Below are 21636 nucleotides of genomic sequence, written 5' to 3'. Positions count from 1 at the left end.
CGGCGTGGGTTGTCGAATCCGGCGACCCTCGCTCGTCGCACTGACGACAGCACGTCAGACCGACCTCAAGGAGCAACCAGATGCGTACCCTGATCGCCACCGCGTTCGTCTCGCTCGACGGCGTCGTCGAGGCACCCGGCGGAGAACCGGGCTACCGCAACTCGGGCTGGACCTTCAACGACATCGCGTTCGACGAGGCCGCCTACGAGATCAAGGGCCGTGAGCAGGACGAGGCCACTGCGATGATGATGGGCCGGGTCAGCTACCAGGCGTTCGCCCCGGTGTGGCCGGACATGACCGTCGAGTTCGCCGGCTACAACGCGATGCCGAAGTACGTCGTGTCGACCACCCTCAAGGAGCAGGACCTGGTGTCCAACTGGGGGGAGATCGTCATCCTCCGGTCGTTGGACGACGTCGCCGCGCTGAAGCAGACCGAGGGCGGACCGATCAGCATCCACGGCAGCGCCACGCTGAACCGCAACCTCTCCGACGCCGGCCTGATCGACCGCTACCATCTGCTGGTCTTCCCGGTGCTGCTCGGCGCGGGCAAGCGGCTGTTCTCCGACACCGACCGGGACAAGCAGAACCTCAAGCTCGTCGAGAGCGAGTCCTACGCCAACGGCATCCAGAAGCTGGTCTACGACGTCGCCCGCTGACCAGCCGATCGGCCCACCTGAACGTTCGCGCCGTTCTGGGTGCATCTGTTGTTGCTGACGACAACAGATGCACCCACAGCGAAAGCTCCGTCCTGGTACGGAAGCGGGTCAGCGGCTGGGCGATGGCTGGATGCTCATGGCGATGGCGTCGGCCACCTGTTCGGGTGGCTGGGACGCGTCGACGAGATGAGCGCCGGTCACCGCCGCGAAGGTGGTGAGCGCCCGAGCAACATGGTCCTGTCGCCACTGGCGGGCAGCGACGTCCACCTGGTCGGCATCGATGCGGGCGCGCAACCGCTCCTCCGGCAGCATGAGCACGACCTCGTGCACCTCGACGCCATCCGCACGGATACCGTCGAGAATCTGCTCGCGGTACGCGGGATTGATGAGGCTCATCGGCGCGATCCAGGTGTGCGGATACTCCCGGGCGAGGCCGCTCATCGTCTCGACGACGAGGTGACGCCACAGTGGAAGATCCTGGAAGTCTCCGGTCGGCGAGCCGACGAACGGGGTCAGCAGGTAACCGACGTACTCGGGGTCGAAGACCTTGGCATCCGGGAGACGTTCCCTGAGCAGGCCCGCCGTGGTCGTCTTGCCGACGCCGAAGGCACCGTTTATCCAGACAATCATGCCGAGGATGCTCCCACCACGGCGACGATCAGGTGGGGCGCGCACGACCGGCCCGGCACCGACTGGGGCAGGCGGAAGCGTCCCGGTCCGGGTAGGCGCAGCTCACGTGGCCGGCGTCGCGGTGCCGGCTCGGGCGAGCATTCCGGCGGCGGCGAGGACGCAGCAGACGGCCACGGCGGCGAGGACGAGAAGGTATCCACCGCCGGTGTGCAGGATCGCGGCGGCACCGAGCGGTGCGGTGGCTCTGGCGATGGTGACGGGGGCGGCAAGTCGTCCAGCGATGGTTGCGTAGGCGGTGGTGCCGTAGCGGCCGGTGAGCAGGGCCGGAGCGGCGAGATGGGCGATGCCGAACCCGATGCCGAATCCGATAACGGTGATGACCGCCCCGATCCGGCTATCTCCGATGAAAGGTAGAACGAGAATGGCGGCGGCCTGGATGGCGAAGACCGTGGCGACGATGGTGGTGACGGCGAAGCGGCGTCGGGCGGCGGTGAGGACGAGTCTGCCGGTGACGGACAGGACGCCCAAGAGGCCGGTGGTGGTGGCGGCGAAGGTGGCAGGGTGGCCGCGGCTGGTGAGGTAGCCGACGAGGTGGACGGCGATGATGCTGGTCGCGGCGCCGTGGGCGACGAGGGCTGCGGTGAGGATCCAGAATCGCGGGTCGTGGGTGGCCCTGCTGGCTGCCGCCCGTCGCTGGCTGCGGTCCGGTTGCGCGGTGGGCGTGGACGCGGTGGGCGGTGGGGGCGTACGGATTGTGAGGGAGAGCAGCGGCACGGTCACCAGGCCGTGGATGGCGGCGAGCGTGAGCAGTGCGGCGCGCCAACCGAGGTGAGCGACCAGGTGACCGGTGAGGGGCATGAAGATGGTGCTGGCGAAACCGGCGACGATGGTGACTGCGAGCAGGGCGGTGGCGCGTCGGTCGGCGGAGAACCAGGAGACGATGACGGCGAAGGCGGGTTCGTAGAGGACCATCGCGCTGACGATTCCGATGCCGGTCATCACGGCGTACAGCTGTCCGACGGTCTGGACCTGGGACCAGGCGACCAGCAGGGCGGTGGCGGTGATCGAGCCTGCGGTCATGAGGGCGCGTCCGCCGTGCCGGTCGAGCCATCTGCCGACGGGTATGGCCATCAGGGCCCCGGCGAGAACGCTGGCGGTCAGCGCACCGGTGACGGCGGTGGTGGACGTGCCGAGGCTGGTGGCCATGGGCCTGAGGAGGACGGCATAGGCGTAGTACAGCGTGCCGTAGCCCACCGTGGAGGTAATGGCGAGGGCGGCGACCATGCGCCACGGGTGGTGTCCGTCGGCTGTCGGATCGGCGGACACCACCGTGGAGGTGGTCATCAGCCGGTGCAACCGGGGTCGACCAGGCACGTCACCTGGGCGTCGTGCCTGAAGACGGTGGCTGCGGCGGGTGGTCCCGGGCGACCGTCGCCGGGGATGGACGAGACCGGGGTCGCCGTACCGCCCGGGCGGACCTGCCCGAACGGATCCTCGGACCCGGCCCGTGTCATCCGCAACATCCCTGTCCTGCGCTGATGGCGGCGGCCTTGGCGCTGGCATCGCAGCAGGAACCGGCGGCCTGGGCGGCCTCCGTCGAGCCGCAGCAGGGACTGATGGTCGGCGTCTCGCTGGTGAGCGGGAGGGTGGTGTCCGCGGGCCGGGCGGGACTGCCGCAGCAGGAGCCGGATCCGGTGGAAGCGGTGGCTGGATGGTCGGTGGATCCGACAGCTTGAGTGTTGTTGCTCATCTGAACTCCTCTCGATGGCCGCAGGATGATCAGGGATGCGGCGTACGCATGTCCCTGCACTGCGGCTCTGTCTCGACAACCTTCGAAGCAGAGACTGGCCTTTGATTAGAGATATGTCAACCTAGAAGAGTATCGAAACAGCCGGCAGCACTGCTCGGAGTCGAACCTGATCGAGGGTGACGACCGCGTACGCCTGCGCCTTTGATGTCGGCCGTTGGTGGTCAACGTGTTGTGGCACCCGTGCCGCTCGGTGCGGCCGGAGGGGTGTGTGCCGAGCGGGGCCGCTTGTGTGTACCGGCCAGCTGTCCGGCGATGGCGCGCACCACGTGGGCGGCGTCGCGGCCGACACCGCGCAGCGTGTTCGAGGCGAAGGATCGCTGAAATTCCAGTCCCAGGTAGGCCAACCTTCGATGGGTGGTGGAAAGCCCGCCCACCTGTCGGGGCGTGCCGTGCGCGAGGGCGCCGAGCGGCTCCAGGTAGCCCAGGTCGGGGCGGTAGCCGGTGGCGAAGATGACCGTGTCAACGTGCTCCGTGGTGCCGTCGCCCCAGATAACGCCGTCGGGGGTGAAGGCGCTGAACATCTCCCGGCGGGCGAGTTGTCCAGAGGTGATCGCCTGGTGGTAGACGCCGGTGTCGAGCACGGCGGCGTGCTGGACCAGGCGGGTCAGGATGCGCCGGGGGAGGCGGTCCGCGCCGGTGATCCGCAGCCAGTGGTGCAGATCCCGCCCGCCGACGCGCTGCGGCAGGAACCGGACAGGTTCCCGGGTGGCGAGGGTGACCCGCGCGTGTGCTGCGAGCTCGTAGGCGACCTGCACTGCGGAGTTGCCTGCGCCGACGACGATGACCCGCTGGCCGGCATAGGGGTCCGGCCGGCGGTAGTTCGCCACATGCGCCACGTCGCCGGTGAAATCGCTACGGCCGGGTAGTTCGGGCAGGTATGGGTTGCCAAAGGACCCGCTGGCGGCGATGATGCCGGCCGCCGCGATCTGATCATCAGCGTCGGTGCGGACGAGGTAACCGTCACCGGAGCGTGCCTGGACCTCCGCAACGCGGACGCCGGTGCGGATTTCGGCGTCGAGGGCACCGGCGTAGCGGTGCAGGTAGGTGACGACCTCGTCCCGGTGCGGGTAATGGTCGGGGTCTCCGTCAAAGGCCATGCCGGGCATGGCGCTGAATCGGGTGGGCGAGAACAGCGTGAGGCTGTCGTAGTAATCCGGCCAGGAGCCGACCGGCAGATTGCCGGCGTGTAGCACGACGGGACGCAGGCCGGCGGCCAGGGCGGCACGTGCGGCAGCTAGGCCGGACTGGCCGCCGCCGACGATGATCACGGGTTCTACCTGGGGGGTCATGACATCATCATATTGTCATTACGTTGAATGACAATATGATGTTCGCGGGGGAAGGTGTGACCATGAGCCAGGGCGCTGCCGACATGCCGATCGGAACGCAGAACATCATCTCGGGGCTTGCGCCGCAGACGCAGGAGTTCCTCAAAGCACTCGGTAGCCCCACCCGGCAACGGATCATGATGTTGTTCGGCGGCGGCGCGGAGAAGTCCGTGGGTGAGGTAGCCGAGCAGGTCGGCATCAGCCAGGCCACCGCGTCGCAACAGCTGGTCCTGCTACGACGCGGTGGGGTGGTCACCTCGCGCCGGGACGGCAAGACGGTGTTCTACCGGGCTGATCGCGAAGGCGCCCTCACCGCCCTCGCAGACTTGCAGTCCTACCTGACGACGTGCTGTTGATCAGACCTTCGTCGTGCGAGGGTCGGGCCGGGGCTCAGCCGTGCCACGAGCGCCAGAGAGCGGCGTACGCGCCACCGGCGCGGACGAGTTCGTGGTGGCTGCCGAGTTCGGTGATCCGGCCGTCCTCCAGCACCGCCACCCGGTCGGCGTCGTGCGCGGTGTTGAGCCGGTGCGCGATGGCGATGACGGTACGTCCGTTGACCACGGCGGCGAGGGCCCGTTCGGTGCGCCGGGCGGTCGTCGGGTCGAGCGCGGCCGTTGCCTCGTCGAGGATCAGGGTGTGCGGGTCGGCGAGCACCAGCCGGGCCAGCGCGAGCTGTTGGGCGTCGGCGGCACCGAGTTCACGGGCACCGTCGCCGAGTTGCGTGTCGAGCCCGTCGGGCAGGTCGGCGTACCAGTCGGCGCTCACCGCGACCAGTGCGGCGCGCATCTGTTCGTCGGACGCGTCCGGTGCGGCGAAGGCGAGATTGTCGCGCAGCGTACCGATGAAGACGTGGTGCTCCTGGGTGACCAGGGCGATCCGGCGGCGCCGCTCGGCCGGGTCCAGGTCGGTGACCGCGACGCCGTCGAGGCTCACCACCCCCTCGCGCGGCACGTCGATTCCGGCGAGCAACCGGGCCAGGGTGGACTTTCCCGCCCCCGAAGGGCCGACGATGGCGAGACGTTCGCCAGGGTGCACCACCAGGTCGATCCCGTGCAGCACGTCGGGACCGTCGGCGTACGAGAAGCGGGCGCCGCGCACCACGAGCCGCCCGGACCGGGCGGGCGCCGGGACGCGTGGTCGCGGGACGGCGGCGGGTTCGGCCTGCTGGCCGACACCGAGTACGCGGGCGAACGAGGCGAGACCGCGTTGGGCCTGTTCCATCCATTGAAGCAGCCGGTCCAGCGGCTCGATCGCCTGCTGAAGGTAGAGCGCCGCCGCCACCACCTCGCCGAGGCTCACCATCCCACGGTCCAGCAGAAGACCGCCGAACAGCAGCACCACCGCGATCGGGACCGCGTAGCTCGCCTCCACCACCGGGAAGAAGACCGATCGCAGCGCCAGGGTCGCCCGGCGGGTGGCCCACACCCGGCCGATGCGCTGCCGGCCGTACGCGGTGCGGTCGGCACCGAGGCGGAGCGCCTCGACGGTGCGGGCACCCTCCGCGGTCGTGGTCAACGCCTCGGTCAGCTCGGCGGTCGCGGCCCCTTCGGCAAGGTACGCCGGCCTGGCGCGACGCAGGTACCAGCGGGTGACCGCGACGATCGACGGAAGCCCGGTCAGGGCCACCAGACCGAGCAGCGGGTGCAGCAGGAAGATCGCACCGAAGAGGAGCGTCAGCTGGGTCGAGGCGATGACCATGACGGGCACCACGTCCCGGACGGTGCTCCCGACCGTCGTCACGTCCACCGAGCTGCGGGTGGCCAGTTCGCCGGTGCCGGCGCGCTCGACGACGGCGATGGGCAGGTCGAGCGTACGGGCGACGAACCCCTCGCGCAGCCGGGCGACGGCACGCTCGCCGAACCGGTGACCGGTGTACTGGGCGTACCGGGTGAGCAGACCGTGCGCCAGCACGCTGCCGCCGATCGCGAGCGCCAGGCGGTCCACGGCGGCGGTGCCGGCACCGGCCGCGACCTCGTCCACGATCCTGCCCACCAGCCAGGGTGTGGCGAGCCCGGCGACCGCTGCGGCGCCGTGCAGCACCAGCATCACGGCGACGGCGCGGCGGTCCACGGCGATGAGGCCCAGCGCCGCGCGGCGGACGACCTGCCGGTCCGCGACGGGCAGTCCGCTCACCGCAGTGATCCGTCTGCGTCGGCGACCTCGTTGTCCCGGGACACCAGGGCCCGGTAGCTCGGTTCCTGTTCGAGCAGTTCGACGTGACCGCCGGCGGCGATGATCCGGCCATGGCGCAGGTGGGCGACCAGGTCGGCGTGACCGAGCAGCAGCGGTGAGGTGGTCAGCACGACTGTCGTTCGTTCGGCCCGCGCCGCCCGGAGCCGCTGCGCGATGCGCGCCTCGGTGTGCGCGTCCACCGCCGAGGTCGGGTCGACGAGGATCAGCACGTCCGGCTCGGCGAGCAGAGCGCGGGCCAGGCGTACCCGTTGTCGCTGGCCGCCGGAGAGGGTCCGGGCCCGCGTACCGATCGGCATCGCGAGCCCCGCCGGATGGGCGTCGACCACATCCTCCGCCGACGCCGTCCACAGGGCCGTCCGCAGGTCGGCGTCGTGGAGGTCGGCCCGGACGTGCAGGATCTCGCGCAGTGTCCCGGCAAAGAGGTAGGAGTCGTGGTCGGCGACGAGGATCCGGGCCCGGACCTCGTCCAGCGCGATGCTGGTCAGCGGTACGCCACCCCAGGTCACCGCGCTGGCGACGAACCGCCCGAGCCGGTCGGCCAGGGCGATGGCCTCGGCCGGGTCGTCGGCGGCGACGGCCAGCAGCCGACCGGCGGGTACGGTCAGCCCGGTGTCGGGATCGTGCAGGTCGGCGGGCCCGTCCGGGGCGGGTCGAGGCGGCCCGCCGACCGGCGACGGCGGGCCGGCCACGTCCGGCCTCAGGTTGAGCAGCGCGACGATCCGGCGGGCGGCGACCCGCCCCCGGATCAGCTGGTGGCCACCTTCGAGCAGGAACCACACCGGCACGATGAGCACCGCCACGTACCCGTAGACGGCCACCATCTGCCCGATGGTGATGTCACCGGCCGAGGCCATCCGCGCCGCCAGCCACACCACGGCGGCCAGGAACAGCCCCGGGATGGCGATCGTCAGCGCCTCGATCCAGCTGTTCACGGCACCGACCCGGTACCCCTCCGCCAGCAGCCGCTGCGAGCGGGCCGTGTACCGGCGGGCGAACAGTCCCCGCCCACCGACCCCGGCGAGCACCCGCAGCCCGGCCACGATGTCGGCGGCCCGGGTGGTGAGCAGACCCTGCTGGTGACGGTAGACCGACTCGACCCGTTCGAGGCGGCGCAGCAGCGGCCCGACGAGCAGCACCACCGCCGGCACGCCGAGCAGCACGAACGCCGCCAGCAACGGGGACACCGACCACAGCAGAAAGGCGACGAAGACGTACGCGAGGACGGCCCCGACGCCCGGCCCGGTCATGGTCAGCACCGCCGAGGTGTGGATGATGTCGGCACCGCCCACGGTGGCGACCTCCCCGGCGGCGAGTCTGCGGGGCAGCACGGCACCGATCCGGGACAGGTGACGCAACAGGACGGCGGCGGACCGGGCCGACGCATCCTCCCGGACGAACGTCATCGTGCGGTGCCGCATGATGCCCAGGTAGGCCAGGACCATCCCGGCGACGACGATCGCGGCCACCCACCACAGCAGCGCCCGGTAGTCCACGGCGCGCAGTCCATCGTCGATGGCGCGGGCGACGAGGTACGGCCGGGCCGACAACCCGAGCATCCAGGCCGTGCCGATGAGACCGCCGCGTAGCACCCGCCACGGCTGGCAGCGGACCAGCCACCAGATGTACCTCAGTGGCCCCCTCGTGTCCGGCGTGCCCGGCTCGGCGTGCGGGAGCTGTGGGGGCATCGGTTCAGGCTACGGTCAGGCGCGTGACGCTTCCACGCCAATATCAGCCGTTTCGGGCGTCGACGTGGCGGACGGCGGGGGAGCGGCGATCAGCTGGGGCGGCGCAGGATGGTGACGACGAAGTCCGCGTCGTCGCGCCACGGGCGCAGGTCCCAGGTGGCGAAGCGGTGTTCCAGGCGCAGTCCGGCGCCGACCGCGTCGGCGTCGAAGTCGGTGATTGGATACCCCCGGTCGGTGCCGAATCCGACCGCGACCACGCCGTCCGGGCGCAGGTGCGCGGCGACCCGGCTGAGCACCTGGCGTTCGGTGCCGGCGGCGACGAAAGCCATCACGTTGCCGGCGAGCACCGCCGCGTCGAACGGCTCGCTCTCGCCGGCCGCCGCGAGGTCCAACTCGGCCAGATCGGCGACGAGCCAACGGGGCGCGGGGTGGTCGGCCCGGGCCGCGTCGATCAGGACCGGGTCCGCGTCCACCCCGACCACCGTGTGACCACGCGCCGCCAACGCGGCGCCGACCCGACCGGTGCCGCAGCCGGCGTCGAGGATCCGGGAGGCCGGCGGCACCAGCGTGTCGAGCAGCCGGGCCTCACCCGCCAGATCCGCCCCTTCGGCCGCCAACTGTCGGAACCGGTTGACGTACCACTGCGAGTGCTCGGGACCGGTGTCGGTGGCCCATCGGGTCCTGTTGGTCATGTCTGCACCGTATCCGGACCGGCTCAGGGCAGCCGTCCGACCGCCGGAACGGACCAACGGCAGGTGTCCGGAGACCAACTCGCGCGCTACCATGTCGTGACTCATGGTGAACCAAACTGTTCCGCCGGCCGGGCCGGGCCCGGCTGTGGCCGCTGATGCCGTCGGTGAGCACGGCCGGCTGTGGGAGTTGGCCCGGAGCACCCTCGACGGCAACTGGGAACACGACCACACGGTGCCGTCGCGCACCCTGTACCCGCACCAGTGGAGCTGGGACTCGGCCTTCATCGCGATCGGCTGGGCCCAGCTCCGCCCGGACCGCGCCTGGTCGGAGCTGGACAGCTTGTTCCGCGCCCAGTGGCGCGACGGCCGGGTGCCGCACATCGTGTTCAACCCGGCGGTGGCTGGCGGCGCCTACTTTCCCGGCCCCGCGTTCTGGTCGTCGGACACCGTCGAGGGAACACCGCCGGTGGCCACCTCCGGCCTGGTGCAGCCGCCCGTGCACGCGTTGGCCGCCTGGCACGCTCACCGTCGCGTGCCGTCGGAGGCGAGCCGCGTCGCGTTGCGACGGCTCTATCCGCGCCTGGTGGCGCAGCAGCGCTACCTCGCCAGCTGTCGCGATGTCGGTGGCGCCGGGTTGGCCAGCATCGTGCACCCGTGGGAGTCCGGACTGGACAACAGCCCGGCCTGGGACGGGCCGATGTCCGCGGTGCCGGCGGAGGCGGCGGTGATGCGCGCGTACCGGCGGCGCGACACCGTGCACGCCGATCCCGCCCACCGACCCACCGACCTGGACTACGCGAGGTACGTCACCATGGTCACCGCGTACCGGGCGGGCGGTTACCGCGACGACAGCCTGGCCGACCGGCATCCGTTCCTGGTCGAGTGTCCGCTGTTCAACGCGGCCATGGGCGCCTCGGAGGTGGCGCTCGCCGGCATCGCCGAGGTGATCGGGGTCGACCCGGGCCCGCACCGGGAGCGGGCCGTGGCCATCACCGAGGCCGTGGTGACCCGGCTGTACGACCCGGACAGCGGCACCTTCCACCCGCGTGACCTGCGTACCGGCCGCTTGACGCCGGCCCGTACGGTGCTCGGCCTGACCCCGCTGATCCTGCCCGGCCTGCCGGCGCGACAGGTCGACGCGGTGCTCGCCGAGGCCCGCTCGGCCCGCTTCGGTCTGGCCGCCCGGATGACCCGACCACTGCCCAGCCACGACCGGACCGGCACCGACTTCGAGCCGCTGCGCTACTGGCGCGGCCCGAGCTGGATGAACATCACCTGGTTGATCCGGCATGGACTGCTGCGGCACGGACACGACCGGTTGGCGGCCGGACTGCGCTCCTCGATGATCGATCTGGTCTCGGCGGCCGGTTGCCACGAGTACTTCCACCCGGACACCGGCGCCGGTCTCGGCTCACCGGCGTTCAGCTGGACGGCGGCCCTGCTCCTGGACGTGCTCGCCGACTGACCGGTGCGGCGAGACCTGCCGGTGCCCTCTCCGGGTGGCGCTGCCCGGGGGCAGGTAGGTTGCTGTCCAGGATCGGCCGGCTGCCGCGCCGGTTCCGGGCGTCACCGTGACCGGGTGACCCGACGGGAGGGACGCGCAATGAGCCGGGACAGCTTCGACGAGCAGCTCGACCGGCTCACCGGCGTCCTGGCGTTGATGAGTCGGGACGCCGGTGCGGCGATCCGGGGGGCCAGCACCGCGCTGCTGGAGGTGGACCGGGGCGCGGCCGAGACGGTGCTCGCCGGTGACGCCGTGCTGGACGCCCGGCGGGCCGAGGTGGAGGCGATGATCCCCGAGGTGCTGGTACGGCACCAGCCGGTCGCCTCCGACCTGCGCCTGGTGGTGTGCGCGTTGCGGATCGCCGGTGCCCTGGAACGGATGGGTGACCTCGCGGTGCACGTCGCGAAGGTCGCGTTGCGTCGGCACCCGATCGGGGTGGTCCCGGAGCCGGCGATGCCGGTGATGACGGCGCTGGCCGAGGCGGCGGCGCGGGTGGCGGACAAGTGCGCGGTCGTGCTGGCCACCCGGGATCGGCTCGACGCGATGCAGCTCGGGCTGGACGACGACGAGGTCGACGCCGCGCAGGAACGCCTGCTGTCGCTGCTGGTCTCCGGCTGGCCGTACGGGGTGGAGTCCGCGATCGACCTGGCCCTGCTCGGCCGCTACTACGAGCGCTACGCCGACCAGGCGGTGAACGTCGCCCGCCAGGTCGTCTACCTGGTGACCGGCACCATCCGGCTCTGACGCGGCCACGCAGGGCAGCCGGCGGGCCCGAGATTCCGGACATCCGGTACGGCGCGTCCGCAACGTCACATCCCGACTCCCAGGTGGCCACCACCGAGCTGGCAAGTTCACTTTTCGTTCACCTGGGTCCGGGAGTCCGGCTACCTGGGCCTCCTAGCTTGACTCGCGTACGGCCCGGACGGGCTGATGCACCCCGATAGAGAGGCTTACCTGGTGAACCGCAACGTGCTTTCGCGGCGCGTCCTTGCCGGCGTCGCGCTTGCCGCGCTCGCGCTTACCGGCTGTGGTAGCAATGACAACAGCTCGGAGCCGGGCGGCAGTGGCGGCGATGGCGCCTACGCCGACCTGTCCGGCGAGTTGAAGGCGTCGGGCGCCAGCTTCCCGGACGCTTACTACCAAGAGGTCGTCGAAGCCTTCAAGGCCGAGGCCCCCGACGTGACGGTCACCTACAACGCGACCGGCTCCGGCACCGGAAAGAAGCAGTTCGGTGAGGGCCTGGTCGACTTTGCCGGCACCGACAGCCTGGTGAAGGACACCGACGGCGTGACCGCCGGCTCGTTCATGTACGTGCCGACGGTGGCGGCCCCGATCACGGTTTCCTACAACCTTGAGGGCGTCGACAAGCTCCAGCTCAGCCCGGAGACGCTCGCCAAGATCTTCCAGACCGACATCAAGACCTGGGACGACGCGGCCGTCAAGGCCGACAACCCGGGTGTCGAGCTGCCCAACACGCCGATCACCGTCGCGCACCGTTCGGACGGTTCCGGCACCACCAGCAACTTCACCAAGTACCTCGACGCCGCGGCTGCGGGCACCTGGAAGCTGGGCAGTGGCGACACGGTGGCCTGGCCGGCCAGCACCCAGGGTGGCGAGAAGAACACCGGTGTCGCCCAGATCGTCAAGCAGACCAACGGCGCCGTCGGGTACGTCGACCTGAGTGACGCCAAGGCCACCGGCCTGAAGTTCGCCGCCATCAAGAACAAGGACGGCCAGTTCGTCGAGCCGTCGCTGGAGGGCACCACCGCCGGCCTGGAAGGTGCCGAGGTCGCCGAGGACCTGAGCTACAACCCGCTCAACGCCGCCGGTGCCTCCGCCTACCCGATCACCGCGCCGACGTTCATCATCGTCAAGACCTCCTACGACGACGCGAACAAGGCCGAGCTGGTCAAGGGCTTCCTCACCTACCTGCTCAACGACGGCCAGGAGCTGGCCGAGGAGGTCGACTTCGCACCGCTGCCGGCCTCCCTCAAGGAGAAGGCGCTGGCCCAGGTCGAGAAGATCCAGGGCTGATCAAATCAAGATCGCTAGGGCGTTCCAGCTGGGGACGGGATCACGTCGATCCCGTCCCTAGCGGGGTACCTGAGCTGGAGTGAAGATGACCTTGACGAACAATCCCCCCGCCGCCAAGCCGACGTTGACCCAGCGCGGCAGCAGCGCCCTCGGCGACCGCGTCTTCTCCTGGTGGACGCTCGGCACCGGTCTGCTGGTGCTGGCGATCCTCGGGCTGATCCTCATCACCACCGTCCGGGAGGCCTGGCCCGCATTCGACGCGATGGGTCTGCGCTTCATCACCGAACGGGTCTGGGACCCGAACCCGGCCACCGGCGACGCCATCTTCGGCGCGCTGTCCTTCGCGTACGGCACCGCGGTCTCGTCGCTTATCGCGCTGCTGTTCGCGGTGCCGGTCTCGGTCGGCATCGCGCTGTTCCTCACCGAGCTGGCCCCGCGCCGGCTGCGCGGCCCCGCGGTGACCGTGATCGACCTGTTGGCCGCCGTGCCGTCGGTGGTCTTCGGCCTCTGGGGCATCCTGGTCGTGGCACCCGCGCTGGTCCCGATCTACCAGTGGATGCACGACGTCTTCGGCGGCATCCCGCTGCTCGGCCGCCTCTTCGGCCCGGTAGGCAGCGGCCGCAACTTCATGACCGCCGGCCTGATTCTGGCGATCATGGTCACGCCGATCATCACCTCGATCACCCGTGAGGTGTTCAGCACGGTGCCGCGTGCCGACAAGGACGCCGCCCTCGCCCTGGGCGCGACCCGCTGGGAGATGATCCGGGGCGCGGTCTTCCCGCACAGCTTCGGTGGGGTGGTCGGCGCGGTGATGCTCGGCCTGGGCCGGGCGATGGGCGAGACGATCGCGGTCGCGCTGGTCATCGGCGGCGCCACCAACATCACCGCCAACCTGTTCGCCCCCGGTAACTCGATGGCCGCCGTCATCGTGCAGCAGTTCGGCGAGTCCACCGGCACCTTCACCGCCGCGCTGATCGGTCTCGGCGTGGTGCTGTTCGCGATGACGGTGCTGATCAACGTGCTCGCCCAGGTGGTCGTCCGTCGGGCCGAGGCCCGGATGAAGGGAAGCGTCGCGTGACTCTCACCGCACCACCCGCCGCCCGCCCGGCCGCCGGCGGGCCTGACCTGACCCGGGCGGCGCTCTCCGGTCGTCGCCGGTTCACCAACCATCTCGCCACGGCGGCGATCTGGATCGCCGTGCTGCTCGCCGTCATCCCGCTGGCACTGGTGACGTACACCGTCATCGCCAAGGGCGGTGGGGTGATGAGCCTGTCGTTCCTGAACGAGGACATCCCGAACTCCTACCGCCGCGAAGGTGGTGGGATGGGCCCGGCGATCGTCGGCACGCTGCTCATCACCGGGATGGCCGCCCTGATGGCGATCCCGCTCGGCGTCTTCGGCGCGATCTACCTCAACGAGTACGGCAAGCAGCGGCCGTTGGCCCGGGTCATCCGGTTGATGTCCGACGTGATGACCGGTGTGCCGTCGATCGTGATGGGTCTGTTCATCTACATCTCCTGGGTGCTGCTCGTCGGCGAGCAGACCGGCTTCGCCGGCGCGCTGGCGCTGGCCTGCCTGATGCTGCCGGTGGTCATCCGCAGCAGCGAGGAGATGCTCCGGCTGGTCCCCGACGAGCTGCGGCAGGCGAGCATGGCGCTCGGTGCCCGCAAGTGGAAGACCACGCTGACCGTGGTGCTGCCGGCGGCGATCTCCGGGATCACCAGCGGCTCGCTACTGGCCGTCGCCCGCGCGGCCGGTGAGACCGCTCCGATCATCATCGTCACCGGCATTGTCTTCTCGCCCAACTGGAACCTCTTCGACGGCTCCAACACGGCGCTGCCGGCACAGATCTTCCGCAACGCCAGCCAGCCCTTCCCGGCCGCGCAGGACCGGGCCTGGGGTGCGGCGCTGACGCTCATCGTGATCGTGCTCGGCTTCACGATCATCGCCCGATTCATCTCCAGCCGGTTCGCCATCAAGGAGCGCTGACATGGCCAGCAATGACACCAACCTCACCACCCGCCCGTCCGTGGCGGTGCACGCTCCCGGCACCACCGTCTCCGGCGCGGAGTCCGCCAACGCGTCCGTGATGCAGTTGCGCGACGTGAGCGTCTACTACGGCAGCTACGAGGCGGTCCGCGGCACCACGATGCCGATCCAGCAGAACCAGGTCACCGCAATGATCGGGCCCTCCGGCTGCGGCAAGTCCACAGTGCTGCGGGCGCTCAACCGGATGAACGACCCGATCCCGGGTGCCCGGGTCAGCGGCGACGTCCTGTTCCACGGCCAGGACCTGTACGCCAAGGACGTCGACCCGATCCAGGTGCGCCGCCGGATCGGCATGGTGTTCCAGAAGCCCAACCCGTTCCCCAAGTCCATCTACGACAACGTGGCGTACGGGTTGCGGATCAACGGCATCAAGGGTCGCCTCGACGACCACGTCGAGGAGGCCCTGACCAAGGCCGCGCTCTGGGACGAGGTCAAGGACAAGCTGCGCAAGAGCGCTCTGGCGCTCTCCGGCGGCCAGCAGCAGCGGCTCTGCATCGCCCGGACGATCGCCGTCAAGCCCGAGGTGATCCTGATGGACGAGCCCTGCTCGGCCCTCGACCCGATCGCCACGGCGAAGATCGAGGATCTGATCTTCGAGCTGACGAACGATTACACCATCGTCATCGTCACCCACAACATGCAGCAGGCGGCCCGGGTCAGCCACTACACCGCGTTCTTCACCGCCGAGGTGGACGAGGAGCAGGAGCGGCACGGGCGGCTGGTCGAGTTCAGCCAGACCGGCAAGTTGTTCACCAACCCCGCCGACAAGCGTACGGAGGACTACATCACCGGTCGCTTCGGCTGAGGCCGAACGCGACGGTCGACGGTGGGTCGCCGTTGGTCAAAGGGTGACCCACCGGGTTGTGGCTGGCTCGTCGTGAGCCCAGCCGCGCCCGGCCGACCGTCGTCGACCTGTAGTGCGGGGGATCGCCCTGCGCGACCGAGGGTGTCGTGGCGGGCCTGAACTGAACCGGAGCCGGTGTGCGATGAACAATCTCGTCGAGGCCACCAGGGGTGACCATCGATCCGACGGGCGTTTCGTGCTGCTCGTGGTGGACGACGACGAGAGCGTCGGTGCCGCGTTGGTCACCCAGCTGGCCGACCACCGGGTACGCGGCCACCACTTCGCGCACGCCGCCGAGGCGCTGCTGGCCGCCGGGGCGCTGCAACCGGACGCGGCCGTGGTCGCCGCCGGCCTGTCCACCATGAGCTGCACCGAGTTGGTGCGGCTGCTCGCCCGTCGGGCCGGCATCCCCACGGTGGTCGGGGTGGGCGACGAGGACGGTGGGGTGGCCGCCGCCGCGCTCAAGGCCGGCGCCACAGCCTGCGTCCGGCGCCCCTACCGGGCCGAGGAGGTCCTGCCGCTCCTGCGGGCCATCCGCCCGGAGACCTCCGGCGCCCTCGATCCACCCATCGAGCTGGGCGGGCTGCGGGTGGACCCGGCGACGTTCGAGGTGAGTCTGGACGGCCGGACGGTGGCCCTGCCCTTGAAGGAGTTCCGCCTGCTCTACTTCTTCATGAGCCACGCGGAGCGGACGGTCACCCGCGAGCAACTGCTCGCCGCCGTCTGGGGTGGCATCTCCGACGACACGTCGAACACCCTGACCGTGCACATCAAACGGCTGCGTCGGCGACTGGCGCTGGACGGCGACCAGGCGCCGATGATCGTGACCGTACGCGGCCTGGGCTACCGGTTCGTGCCCGCCCAGGCCACGGCAACGCCGACGACGTCGTGAACATGCCGGCGCTGCCGTCGTACCCGCCGTCGGGGACACCGACGGAGGGGATGGTGCTGGTGGCGGTCCCGCTGGCGTACGTCCCGCACGTGGCCCGGCTGCTGGCCGACCTCGACGCCCGGCACCGGGTGGGGCCGGTGCCCCGTCGGCGCGTCGACCCGATGCCCCGCCCGGCGGAGTCGGACTGGACGGTCGAGGATCTGCGCCGGCTCAGCCAGGGGCGCAGCGCCACCCACCGGACGGTCGCCGCCGTGCTCGACGCGCTCGCCGCCGAGCCGGAGCGGCTGTTCACGGTGGGAGACCTGGCCGAGGCCACGGGACGGCCCCGCAAGAAGATCATCGGTGCGATGGCGGGGTTGACCCGGCTGCTCAAGGCCCACTACGACTACGCCGGCCGGGGGTTCCCGTTCGACCGGGTGCCCGGGCGGCCGGAGGCCCCTCGGGAGCTGTGCTACACGATGGACCGGGTCCGCGCCGCACGTTGGCGCGAGGCACAGCATCGCGGCCCCGAGACAGCCGGGAAAGTCGGCGCGCAGCCGGAACCGTGACCAGCCGGCCGGCGTGATTCAGCTCCCGGCGACGTGGGTGGCTGCGGCGCGTCGGTTTCCGGCCGCGGCCTCCAGCCGGCGGACCTGCTCGATCACCGCCACCACGACGGCGTGTCCCTCCGGCGACAGGCGGGCGTCGACCAGCCGCCGTGCCACCTGCCGGATGTACGGGTCGGCAAGCAGCTGGACGAGGTCGTCGTCGGGTAGCTCCGGATCGACCGGCCGACCGGTGAAGAACGACGGCGGACGACCGAAGAAGACGGCTATCGCCTCCACCACGGATCGCCGCGGGTCCGGTGCCCGGCCCTGGCGCAGGTTGTTGAGGTGGGTGTGGGAGATGCGGCAGCCGCGCCGGGTCAACTCGGCGGCGACATGGCGGACGCTGTACGGCTTGCCGGTCGGGTCCGCGGTGGTGCGGAACAGCCAGTCGAGACGCTCGGCGAAGGTCTCACCGGGGTGGTCCGGCTCCTCAAGCATGGAGGCTCCTCGCACGGCGGAACACCATATTTACACGAGGACTGGACATGGAATCCAGCATTGACAGGACTCCTAACTGTACGCGTACGATGGCATTCGCCTGGCAACCCCAGCGGCCGGACAGCTCCGGCCCGGCGGGGTTGCCAGCATGGTCTTTCGGGCAGGCACACGTGGTGGCGAACGGGGGCGCGACGTGTGCGTGCGAGCCGTACCCGGTTGCCGAGGGACCTCCGGGCGGCGCTCGTCCCGCCGGCCTCGCACCGGGTCGGTTCCTGGCGGGCCCGCCCGGACACCGCACGGGACCGACCCGGGCACCCGGGGCGGGCGTTTGTCCGGTGCCGGCGGGGGTAACCAGCGCGGCGCTGACGACAGGAGGGCGCCGTGCGGTTTCCGCTGTTCGTCGCCGCGGTGGCCCGTCGATCCGGGCTGGCGCCCGAACCCGCGGCCAGCGTCGCGCGCGCCGTTCTGCAGACCGTCGTGGAGCGGATGACCGGCTCGCCGCCGACCGACCCGACCGGGTACCTGCCGGTCGAGCTGACCGACGCGGTGTCGCCGGGCGAGCCGGCGGACTTCCTCCGCCGGGTCGGTGAGCGGGCCGGGGTCGACGAGAGCACGGCGGCCGCCGGGGCCGCGGCCGTGTTCGCCACCCTGCGCGAGACGGTGACCGTCGGCGAGTTCCAGGAGATGGTGGCGCGACTGCACACCGCCGGCGGTGGCAGCGACCCGATCGTCGGGTGAGGCCCGGCCGGCACGCGGCGGCTCACGGCGTACTCCCTGCCGGCCGGGGGACCGGCGGCAGCGGATAGGCTGCCGCCGTGGCAGGTCTGTTCAGGAGCATGGCGTCCCGTGTCGGCGCGGTCATCCCGAGGCCGCGGGCGGCCGGTCCGTCCCCGGCCCGGCTCGCGCGACCGCGTCAGGTCAGCGCGTTGCAGCGGCGCGAGTTGTCGTACGCCCCGGAGCCCGACGGCCAGGCCGACCCGGGGGAGATCGTCTGGACCTGGGTGTCCTACGAGGACGATCCTCGCCAGGGCAAGGACCGGCCGGTGCTGGTGGTGGGCCGGCACAGCCGGACGCTGTTCGGGCTGATGCTCTCCAGCCAGCAGGACCGACACGGTGACCGGCACTGGCTGGCCCTGGGGCCGGGTGACTGGGACCGTGACCGGCGGCCGAGCTGGGTGCGCCTCGACCGGGTACTGACCATGCGGGAGGACAGCATCCGGCGGGAGGGCGCGGTGCTGGACCGGGCCCGGTTCGACCGGGTGGGTCAGGCCCTGCGCGCCGGGTACGGCTGGCGCTGACCGACCGGTCCGTCCGGTTCCGTACCGAGCCGGTGACGTACGCCGTGGGGCCGGTGGCGTACGCCGTGGGACGACTGGCCTCAGCCGGACCGCTGGGCCGGGTCGACCGCGGCGTCGCGGGCGTCCGGCGGCGGGTACGGCTGTTCGGCGAGCAGCCGCGCCAGGTGGGCGCTGTTGAGCGCCAGCGCCTTCGTCGCCCGGCCGGTGGTGTCGGGCTTGGGGCGCGCGTCGATGTAGTCGGTCTTGTGCAGCGCCTCGCCGACCCAGTACGTCGCGCCGGCCGCCGCGCAGGTGAAGCCGACCTCGTTGAGCGCCTGCTGCACCTGCCCGATCGTGTGGTGCGCGCCGTCCTCGTTGCCGACCACCGCCACCCCGCCGACCTTGCCGTAGGTGAGCAGCCGGCCCCGGTCGTCGGTCTCGCTGAGCTCGGCGTCGAGCCGTTCCAGCACCATCTTGCACACGCTCGACGGCTGGCCGAGCCAGATCGGCGTGGCGATCACGAAGATCTGCGCCGCCATCAGCTTCGCGCGGATCTGCGGCCAGGCGTCGCCATCCCCCTCGTCGGTGGAGACACCGAAGCGGACGTCGTGGTCCACCACCCGGATCAGTTCGCCGGTGACCCCCTGCTCGCCGAGAGCGTCGAGCACCTCCCGGCCCAGCACCTCGGAGCTGGACCGGGCGGGGGAGCGTTTGAGGGTGCAGTTGAGGACCAACGCCCGGATGTCCGCCATGATCGTCCCTCCGCCGTACGAGCCTGATCCCGGCGGAGTACCCACCCGTGGACCGGTGACGCGTGGGTCGGGGTCGCAACGGGGGTGGCGTCAGCACTCTGCGAGGTACGCGGTGTCGCGCAGGGCTCGACCCGTTCGACCGCTGCCGAGCGCCTTGGCCTCGTACATCGCCGCGTCGGCGCGGTTGAGCGCCTCGGTGAGCTGGCTGTCCTGCACCGGCGCCAGACCGACCGAGGCGGTCACCCGGAGGGTGACGGCACCCATCGGGATCGGGGCGGCCAGCATGTCGTACAGCCGCCGGGTCGCGTGGTCGATCCACCGTCGGTCGACGGTCGGGCTGGTCAACAGCCCGGCGAACTCGTCACCGCCGAGGCGGGCCACCAGGTTGTCACCGGCGAAGGTGGCCAGTCGCTCGGCGACGCTGACCAGCACCTGATCGCCTGCGGCATGTCCGTACCGGTCGTTGATCTGCTTGAAGTCGTCGAGATCGAGGACCACGGCGATCAGGTGGCGGCAGCCGGAGCGGTCGGTGAGCAGCGTCGCGGCGAGGCGGTAGAAGGCCCGTCGGTTCGGTAGACCGGTCAGCGGGTCGTGGCTGGCGGCGTGTCGCTCGGCGGTGAGTTCCGCCTGGAGACGCCCGATCTCCGCCTCGGCCCGCACGGCCCGGCGTCCCAACTGCCAGGAGGAGAGCAACGCTCCTGCGGCGCAGATGCCGGACGCGACGGTCAGCGGATCCGGCACCACCATCTCCCTTCTCCGCGACACACGCCGGGCACCAGTCGGCCGACGCTGCCAGACACCTCGTTTCCCCTGATGGTTGTCAGGTTCGCGGGACAGAACGTGAGCAGGTAGGCATCACGCACGTGCGTTATCATCCCCGGTGTCCATTGCAGATGCAATAGCAGATGCACGTGCATAACGAGCCGACACCGTCCGTCAAGCCGCTACCGCTCCTCCCACGGCACCGGCGCCAATCGGAGAGAACAGAAGCCCCTCATGCAGCAGCCGCCCAACGGTGTGTCCGTCAACCACTTGCCTCCCCTCGCCTGGCAGAAGAGTCGGCGCAGCAATCCCAGTGGGAACTGTGTCGAGATGGCGGAGCTGCCCGGTGGGGCGGGCATCGCCCTGCGCAACTCCCGGCACCCGGACGGGCCCGCGCTGATCTACACGGTCGATGAGATCGCCGCGTTCGTGCTCGGCGCCCGGGATGGTGACTTCGATCACCTGATCGGCTGACCCCGCATCCCATCCACGGGATTGTTCTCGCACGGGATGGGCGGTTCACCTCACTGACGGTTCATGGCATGCTTACACGTCGGTCGAGTCGGTCCACCGGTTCGGCCACTGACGGCATGCGGAGGACGGTAGGTGACCATGGTTTCCGCCGAGGAGGGCCCGGCGGCCGGCCCGACCGTGCTGCGGATGCTGCTGGGTGCTCAACTGCGACGGCTGCGGGAGTCACGGGGCGTCACCCGGGAGAGTGCCGGCTGGGAGATTCGATCCTCCGAGTCGAAGATCAGCCGGATGGAGCTGGGTCGGGTCGGCTTCAAGGAACGCGACGTCGCCGATCTGCTCACGCTCTACGGCGTGACCGCCGAGCAGGAGCGCGCGGCGTTGCTCAAACTGGCCCGGGACGCGAACAACCCGGGCTGGTGGCACCGGTACGGCGACGTCCTGCCGTCGTGGTTCCAGTCGTACCTCGGCCTGGAGGCGGCGGCCGCCCTCATCCGTAGCTACGAGGTCCAGTTCGTCCCGGGTCTGTTGCAGACCCCGGAGTACGCCCGAGCCGTGGTGCTGCTCGGCCACAGCACGGCCGGTCCCGACGAGATCGACCGGCGGGTGGATCTGCGGATGCGCCGACAGGAACTGCTGTCCCGGCCGCGCCCACCGCGCCTGTGGGCGGTCGTCGACGAGGCGGCGTTGCGCCGGCCGATCGGTGGCCCCCAGGTGATGCGCGGTCAACTGGAGGCACTGCTCAAGGCGACGCGTACGCCGAACGTGCGGCTTCAGGTGATCCCGTTCGCCGCTGGTGGGCACGCCGCCGCCGGGGGAGCCTTCACGATCCTGCGCTTCGGTGATCAGGACCTGCCCGACATCGTGTACATCGAGCAGCTCACCAGCGCCATCTACCTGGACAAGCGCGAAGACCTCGACTTCTACGCGGTCGCCATGGAACGCCTCTGTGTCGAGGCCGAGCCGCCGGAGCGTACCCCGGAGATCCTCGAACGAATGATCGCCGACCTCCACCCCAGCTGACCCCCACCC

At 70.7% G+C, this 21636-nt stretch carries 25 protein-coding genes; 15 read left to right on the top strand and 10 right to left on the bottom strand.

All coding sequences use genetic code 11. From position 1 onward, the window contains the following. The first annotated feature begins 80 nt into the window (after nucleotides 1–80). The gene (locus tag KBX50_RS10735) at nucleotides 81–656 is read left to right on the top strand and encodes a dihydrofolate reductase family protein (RefSeq protein ID WP_210936713.1); all 576 of its coding nucleotides are present in this window, start codon (nucleotides 81–83) and stop codon (nucleotides 654–656) included. Between the two features lie 108 nt (nucleotides 657–764). Here KBX50_RS10735 and KBX50_RS10730 read toward each other — a convergent pair whose 3' ends face one another. The 3 genes from KBX50_RS10730 to KBX50_RS10720 form a co-directional block, all read right to left on the bottom strand. Continuing rightward, nucleotides 765–1286, bottom strand: coding sequence for an AAA family ATPase (locus tag KBX50_RS10730; protein WP_210936711.1), 522 nt, complete (start codon nucleotides 1284–1286; stop codon nucleotides 765–767). Nucleotides 1287–1388: 102 nt separating this feature from the next. After that, nucleotides 1389–2630, bottom strand: coding sequence for an MFS transporter (locus KBX50_RS10725; RefSeq protein ID WP_210936709.1), 1242 nt, complete (start codon nucleotides 2628–2630; stop codon nucleotides 1389–1391). After that, nucleotides 2630–2800, bottom strand: coding sequence for a hypothetical protein (locus KBX50_RS10720; RefSeq protein ID WP_210936707.1), 171 nt, complete (start codon nucleotides 2798–2800; stop codon nucleotides 2630–2632). The genes KBX50_RS10725 and KBX50_RS10720 overlap by 1 nt, the downstream gene beginning before the upstream one ends. A 24-nt stretch (nucleotides 2801–2824) precedes the next feature. Between KBX50_RS10720 and KBX50_RS10715 the strand changes: the two genes are divergently transcribed. Continuing rightward, nucleotides 2825–3022, top strand: coding sequence for a hypothetical protein (locus KBX50_RS10715; protein WP_210936705.1), 198 nt, complete (start codon nucleotides 2825–2827; stop codon nucleotides 3020–3022). A 235-nt stretch (nucleotides 3023–3257) separates the two neighbouring features. On the opposite strand, the gene KBX50_RS10710 is transcribed toward KBX50_RS10715, so the two are convergent. Beyond that, nucleotides 3258–4385: an NAD(P)/FAD-dependent oxidoreductase gene (locus KBX50_RS10710; protein ID WP_210936703.1), complete on the bottom strand. Its 1128-nt coding sequence runs from the start codon at nucleotides 4383–4385 to the stop codon at nucleotides 3258–3260. A gap of 62 nt (nucleotides 4386–4447) precedes the next feature. On the opposite strand from KBX50_RS10710, the gene KBX50_RS10705 reads away from it, so the two are divergent. Next, the gene (locus KBX50_RS10705; protein WP_247673480.1) at nucleotides 4448–4780 is read left to right on the top strand and encodes a helix-turn-helix transcriptional regulator; all 333 of its coding nucleotides are present in this window, start codon (nucleotides 4448–4450) and stop codon (nucleotides 4778–4780) included. A 34-nt stretch (nucleotides 4781–4814) separates the two neighbouring features. Here the strand turns inward: KBX50_RS10705 and KBX50_RS10700 are convergent, their stop codons facing one another. The 3 genes from KBX50_RS10700 to KBX50_RS10690 form a co-directional block, all read right to left on the bottom strand. After that, nucleotides 4815–6557: an ABC transporter ATP-binding protein gene (locus KBX50_RS10700; protein WP_210936701.1), complete on the bottom strand. Its 1743-nt coding sequence runs from the start codon at nucleotides 6555–6557 to the stop codon at nucleotides 4815–4817. Next, entirely contained in the window at nucleotides 6554–8302 is a 1749-nt protein-coding gene (locus KBX50_RS10695) for an ABC transporter ATP-binding protein (RefSeq protein ID WP_210936699.1), read from the bottom strand. The genes KBX50_RS10700 and KBX50_RS10695 overlap by 4 nt, the downstream gene beginning before the upstream one ends. An 89-nt stretch (nucleotides 8303–8391) precedes the next feature. Next, complete coding sequence (locus KBX50_RS10690; RefSeq protein ID WP_210936697.1) at nucleotides 8392–8994, bottom strand: bifunctional 2-polyprenyl-6-hydroxyphenol methylase/3-demethylubiquinol 3-O-methyltransferase UbiG; 603 nt, start codon at nucleotides 8992–8994, stop codon at nucleotides 8392–8394. A gap of 103 nt (nucleotides 8995–9097) precedes the next feature. On the opposite strand from KBX50_RS10690, the gene KBX50_RS10685 reads away from it, so the two are divergent. The 8 genes from KBX50_RS10685 (at nucleotide 9098) to KBX50_RS10650 (ending at nucleotide 16865) form a co-directional block, all read left to right on the top strand. Further along, nucleotides 9098–10459, top strand: a complete 1362-nt coding sequence (locus tag KBX50_RS10685; protein WP_210936695.1) for a hypothetical protein — start codon at nucleotides 9098–9100, stop codon at nucleotides 10457–10459. 138 nt (nucleotides 10460–10597) lie between these two features. Further along, nucleotides 10598–11242, top strand: a complete 645-nt coding sequence (locus tag KBX50_RS10680) for a PhoU domain-containing protein (protein WP_210937025.1) — start codon at nucleotides 10598–10600, stop codon at nucleotides 11240–11242. A gap of 213 nt (nucleotides 11243–11455) precedes the next feature. Beyond that, nucleotides 11456–12532 (top strand): phosphate ABC transporter substrate-binding protein PstS, encoded by a 1077-nt coding sequence (gene pstS / locus KBX50_RS10675; RefSeq protein WP_210936692.1) that lies wholly within the window; start codon nucleotides 11456–11458, stop codon nucleotides 12530–12532. Between the two features lie 85 nt (nucleotides 12533–12617). Then, the gene (pstC, locus tag KBX50_RS10670) at nucleotides 12618–13610 is read left to right on the top strand and encodes a phosphate ABC transporter permease subunit PstC (RefSeq protein ID WP_232511087.1); all 993 of its coding nucleotides are present in this window, start codon (nucleotides 12618–12620) and stop codon (nucleotides 13608–13610) included. Then, the gene (gene pstA / locus KBX50_RS10665) at nucleotides 13607–14521 is read left to right on the top strand and encodes a phosphate ABC transporter permease PstA (protein WP_210936690.1); all 915 of its coding nucleotides are present in this window, start codon (nucleotides 13607–13609) and stop codon (nucleotides 14519–14521) included. The genes pstC and pstA overlap by 4 nt, the downstream gene beginning before the upstream one ends. Before the next feature lies 1 nt (nucleotide 14522). After that, nucleotides 14523–15386, top strand: a complete 864-nt coding sequence (gene pstB / locus KBX50_RS10660) for a phosphate ABC transporter ATP-binding protein PstB (RefSeq protein ID WP_210936688.1) — start codon at nucleotides 14523–14525, stop codon at nucleotides 15384–15386. Between the two features lie 181 nt (nucleotides 15387–15567). Then, nucleotides 15568–16317, top strand: coding sequence for a response regulator transcription factor (locus KBX50_RS10655; protein ID WP_210936687.1), 750 nt, complete (start codon nucleotides 15568–15570; stop codon nucleotides 16315–16317). Nucleotides 16318–16319: 2 nt separating this feature from the next. Further along, nucleotides 16320–16865 (top strand): hypothetical protein, encoded by a 546-nt coding sequence (locus tag KBX50_RS10650; RefSeq protein WP_210937024.1) that lies wholly within the window; start codon nucleotides 16320–16322, stop codon nucleotides 16863–16865. An 18-nt stretch (nucleotides 16866–16883) separates the two neighbouring features. Here KBX50_RS10650 and KBX50_RS10645 read toward each other — a convergent pair whose 3' ends face one another. Next, a complete protein-coding gene (locus tag KBX50_RS10645) occupies nucleotides 16884–17342 on the bottom strand; it encodes a hypothetical protein (RefSeq protein ID WP_210936685.1) in 459 nt (152 codons plus the stop codon). Between the two features lie 381 nt (nucleotides 17343–17723). Here KBX50_RS10645 and KBX50_RS10640 point away from each other — a divergent pair, with 381 nt between their 5' ends. Beyond that, nucleotides 17724–18080: a DUF2267 domain-containing protein gene (locus KBX50_RS10640; RefSeq protein ID WP_210936683.1), complete on the top strand. Its 357-nt coding sequence runs from the start codon at nucleotides 17724–17726 to the stop codon at nucleotides 18078–18080. Nucleotides 18081–18157: 77 nt separating this feature from the next. After that, complete coding sequence (locus tag KBX50_RS10635; protein WP_307870907.1) at nucleotides 18158–18640, top strand: type II toxin-antitoxin system PemK/MazF family toxin; 483 nt, start codon at nucleotides 18158–18160, stop codon at nucleotides 18638–18640. Between the two features lie 80 nt (nucleotides 18641–18720). Here the strand turns inward: KBX50_RS10635 and KBX50_RS10630 are convergent, their stop codons facing one another. Continuing rightward, a complete protein-coding gene (locus tag KBX50_RS10630) occupies nucleotides 18721–19371 on the bottom strand; it encodes a flavodoxin family protein (protein ID WP_210936681.1) in 651 nt (216 codons plus the stop codon). 90 nt (nucleotides 19372–19461) lie between these two features. Next, a complete protein-coding gene (locus tag KBX50_RS10625; protein WP_210936679.1) occupies nucleotides 19462–20112 on the bottom strand; it encodes a GGDEF domain-containing protein in 651 nt (216 codons plus the stop codon). A 255-nt stretch (nucleotides 20113–20367) separates the two neighbouring features. Here KBX50_RS10625 and KBX50_RS10620 point away from each other — a divergent pair, with 255 nt between their 5' ends. Beyond that, the gene (locus tag KBX50_RS10620; RefSeq protein ID WP_210936677.1) at nucleotides 20368–20607 is read left to right on the top strand and encodes a DUF397 domain-containing protein; all 240 of its coding nucleotides are present in this window, start codon (nucleotides 20368–20370) and stop codon (nucleotides 20605–20607) included. A 138-nt stretch (nucleotides 20608–20745) separates the two neighbouring features. Beyond that, complete coding sequence (locus KBX50_RS10615) at nucleotides 20746–21627, top strand: helix-turn-helix transcriptional regulator (protein ID WP_247673492.1); 882 nt, start codon at nucleotides 20746–20748, stop codon at nucleotides 21625–21627. The last annotated feature ends 9 nt before the right edge of the window (nucleotides 21628–21636 follow it).

This window comes from Micromonospora sp. C51 (genome assembly GCF_018070435.1).
Taxonomy (GTDB): domain Bacteria; phylum Actinomycetota; class Actinomycetes; order Mycobacteriales; family Micromonosporaceae; genus Micromonospora; species Micromonospora sediminimaris.
The sequence above is the reverse complement of the archived record's forward strand: the minus strand, read 5'-3'. Positions and strand labels throughout refer to the sequence as shown.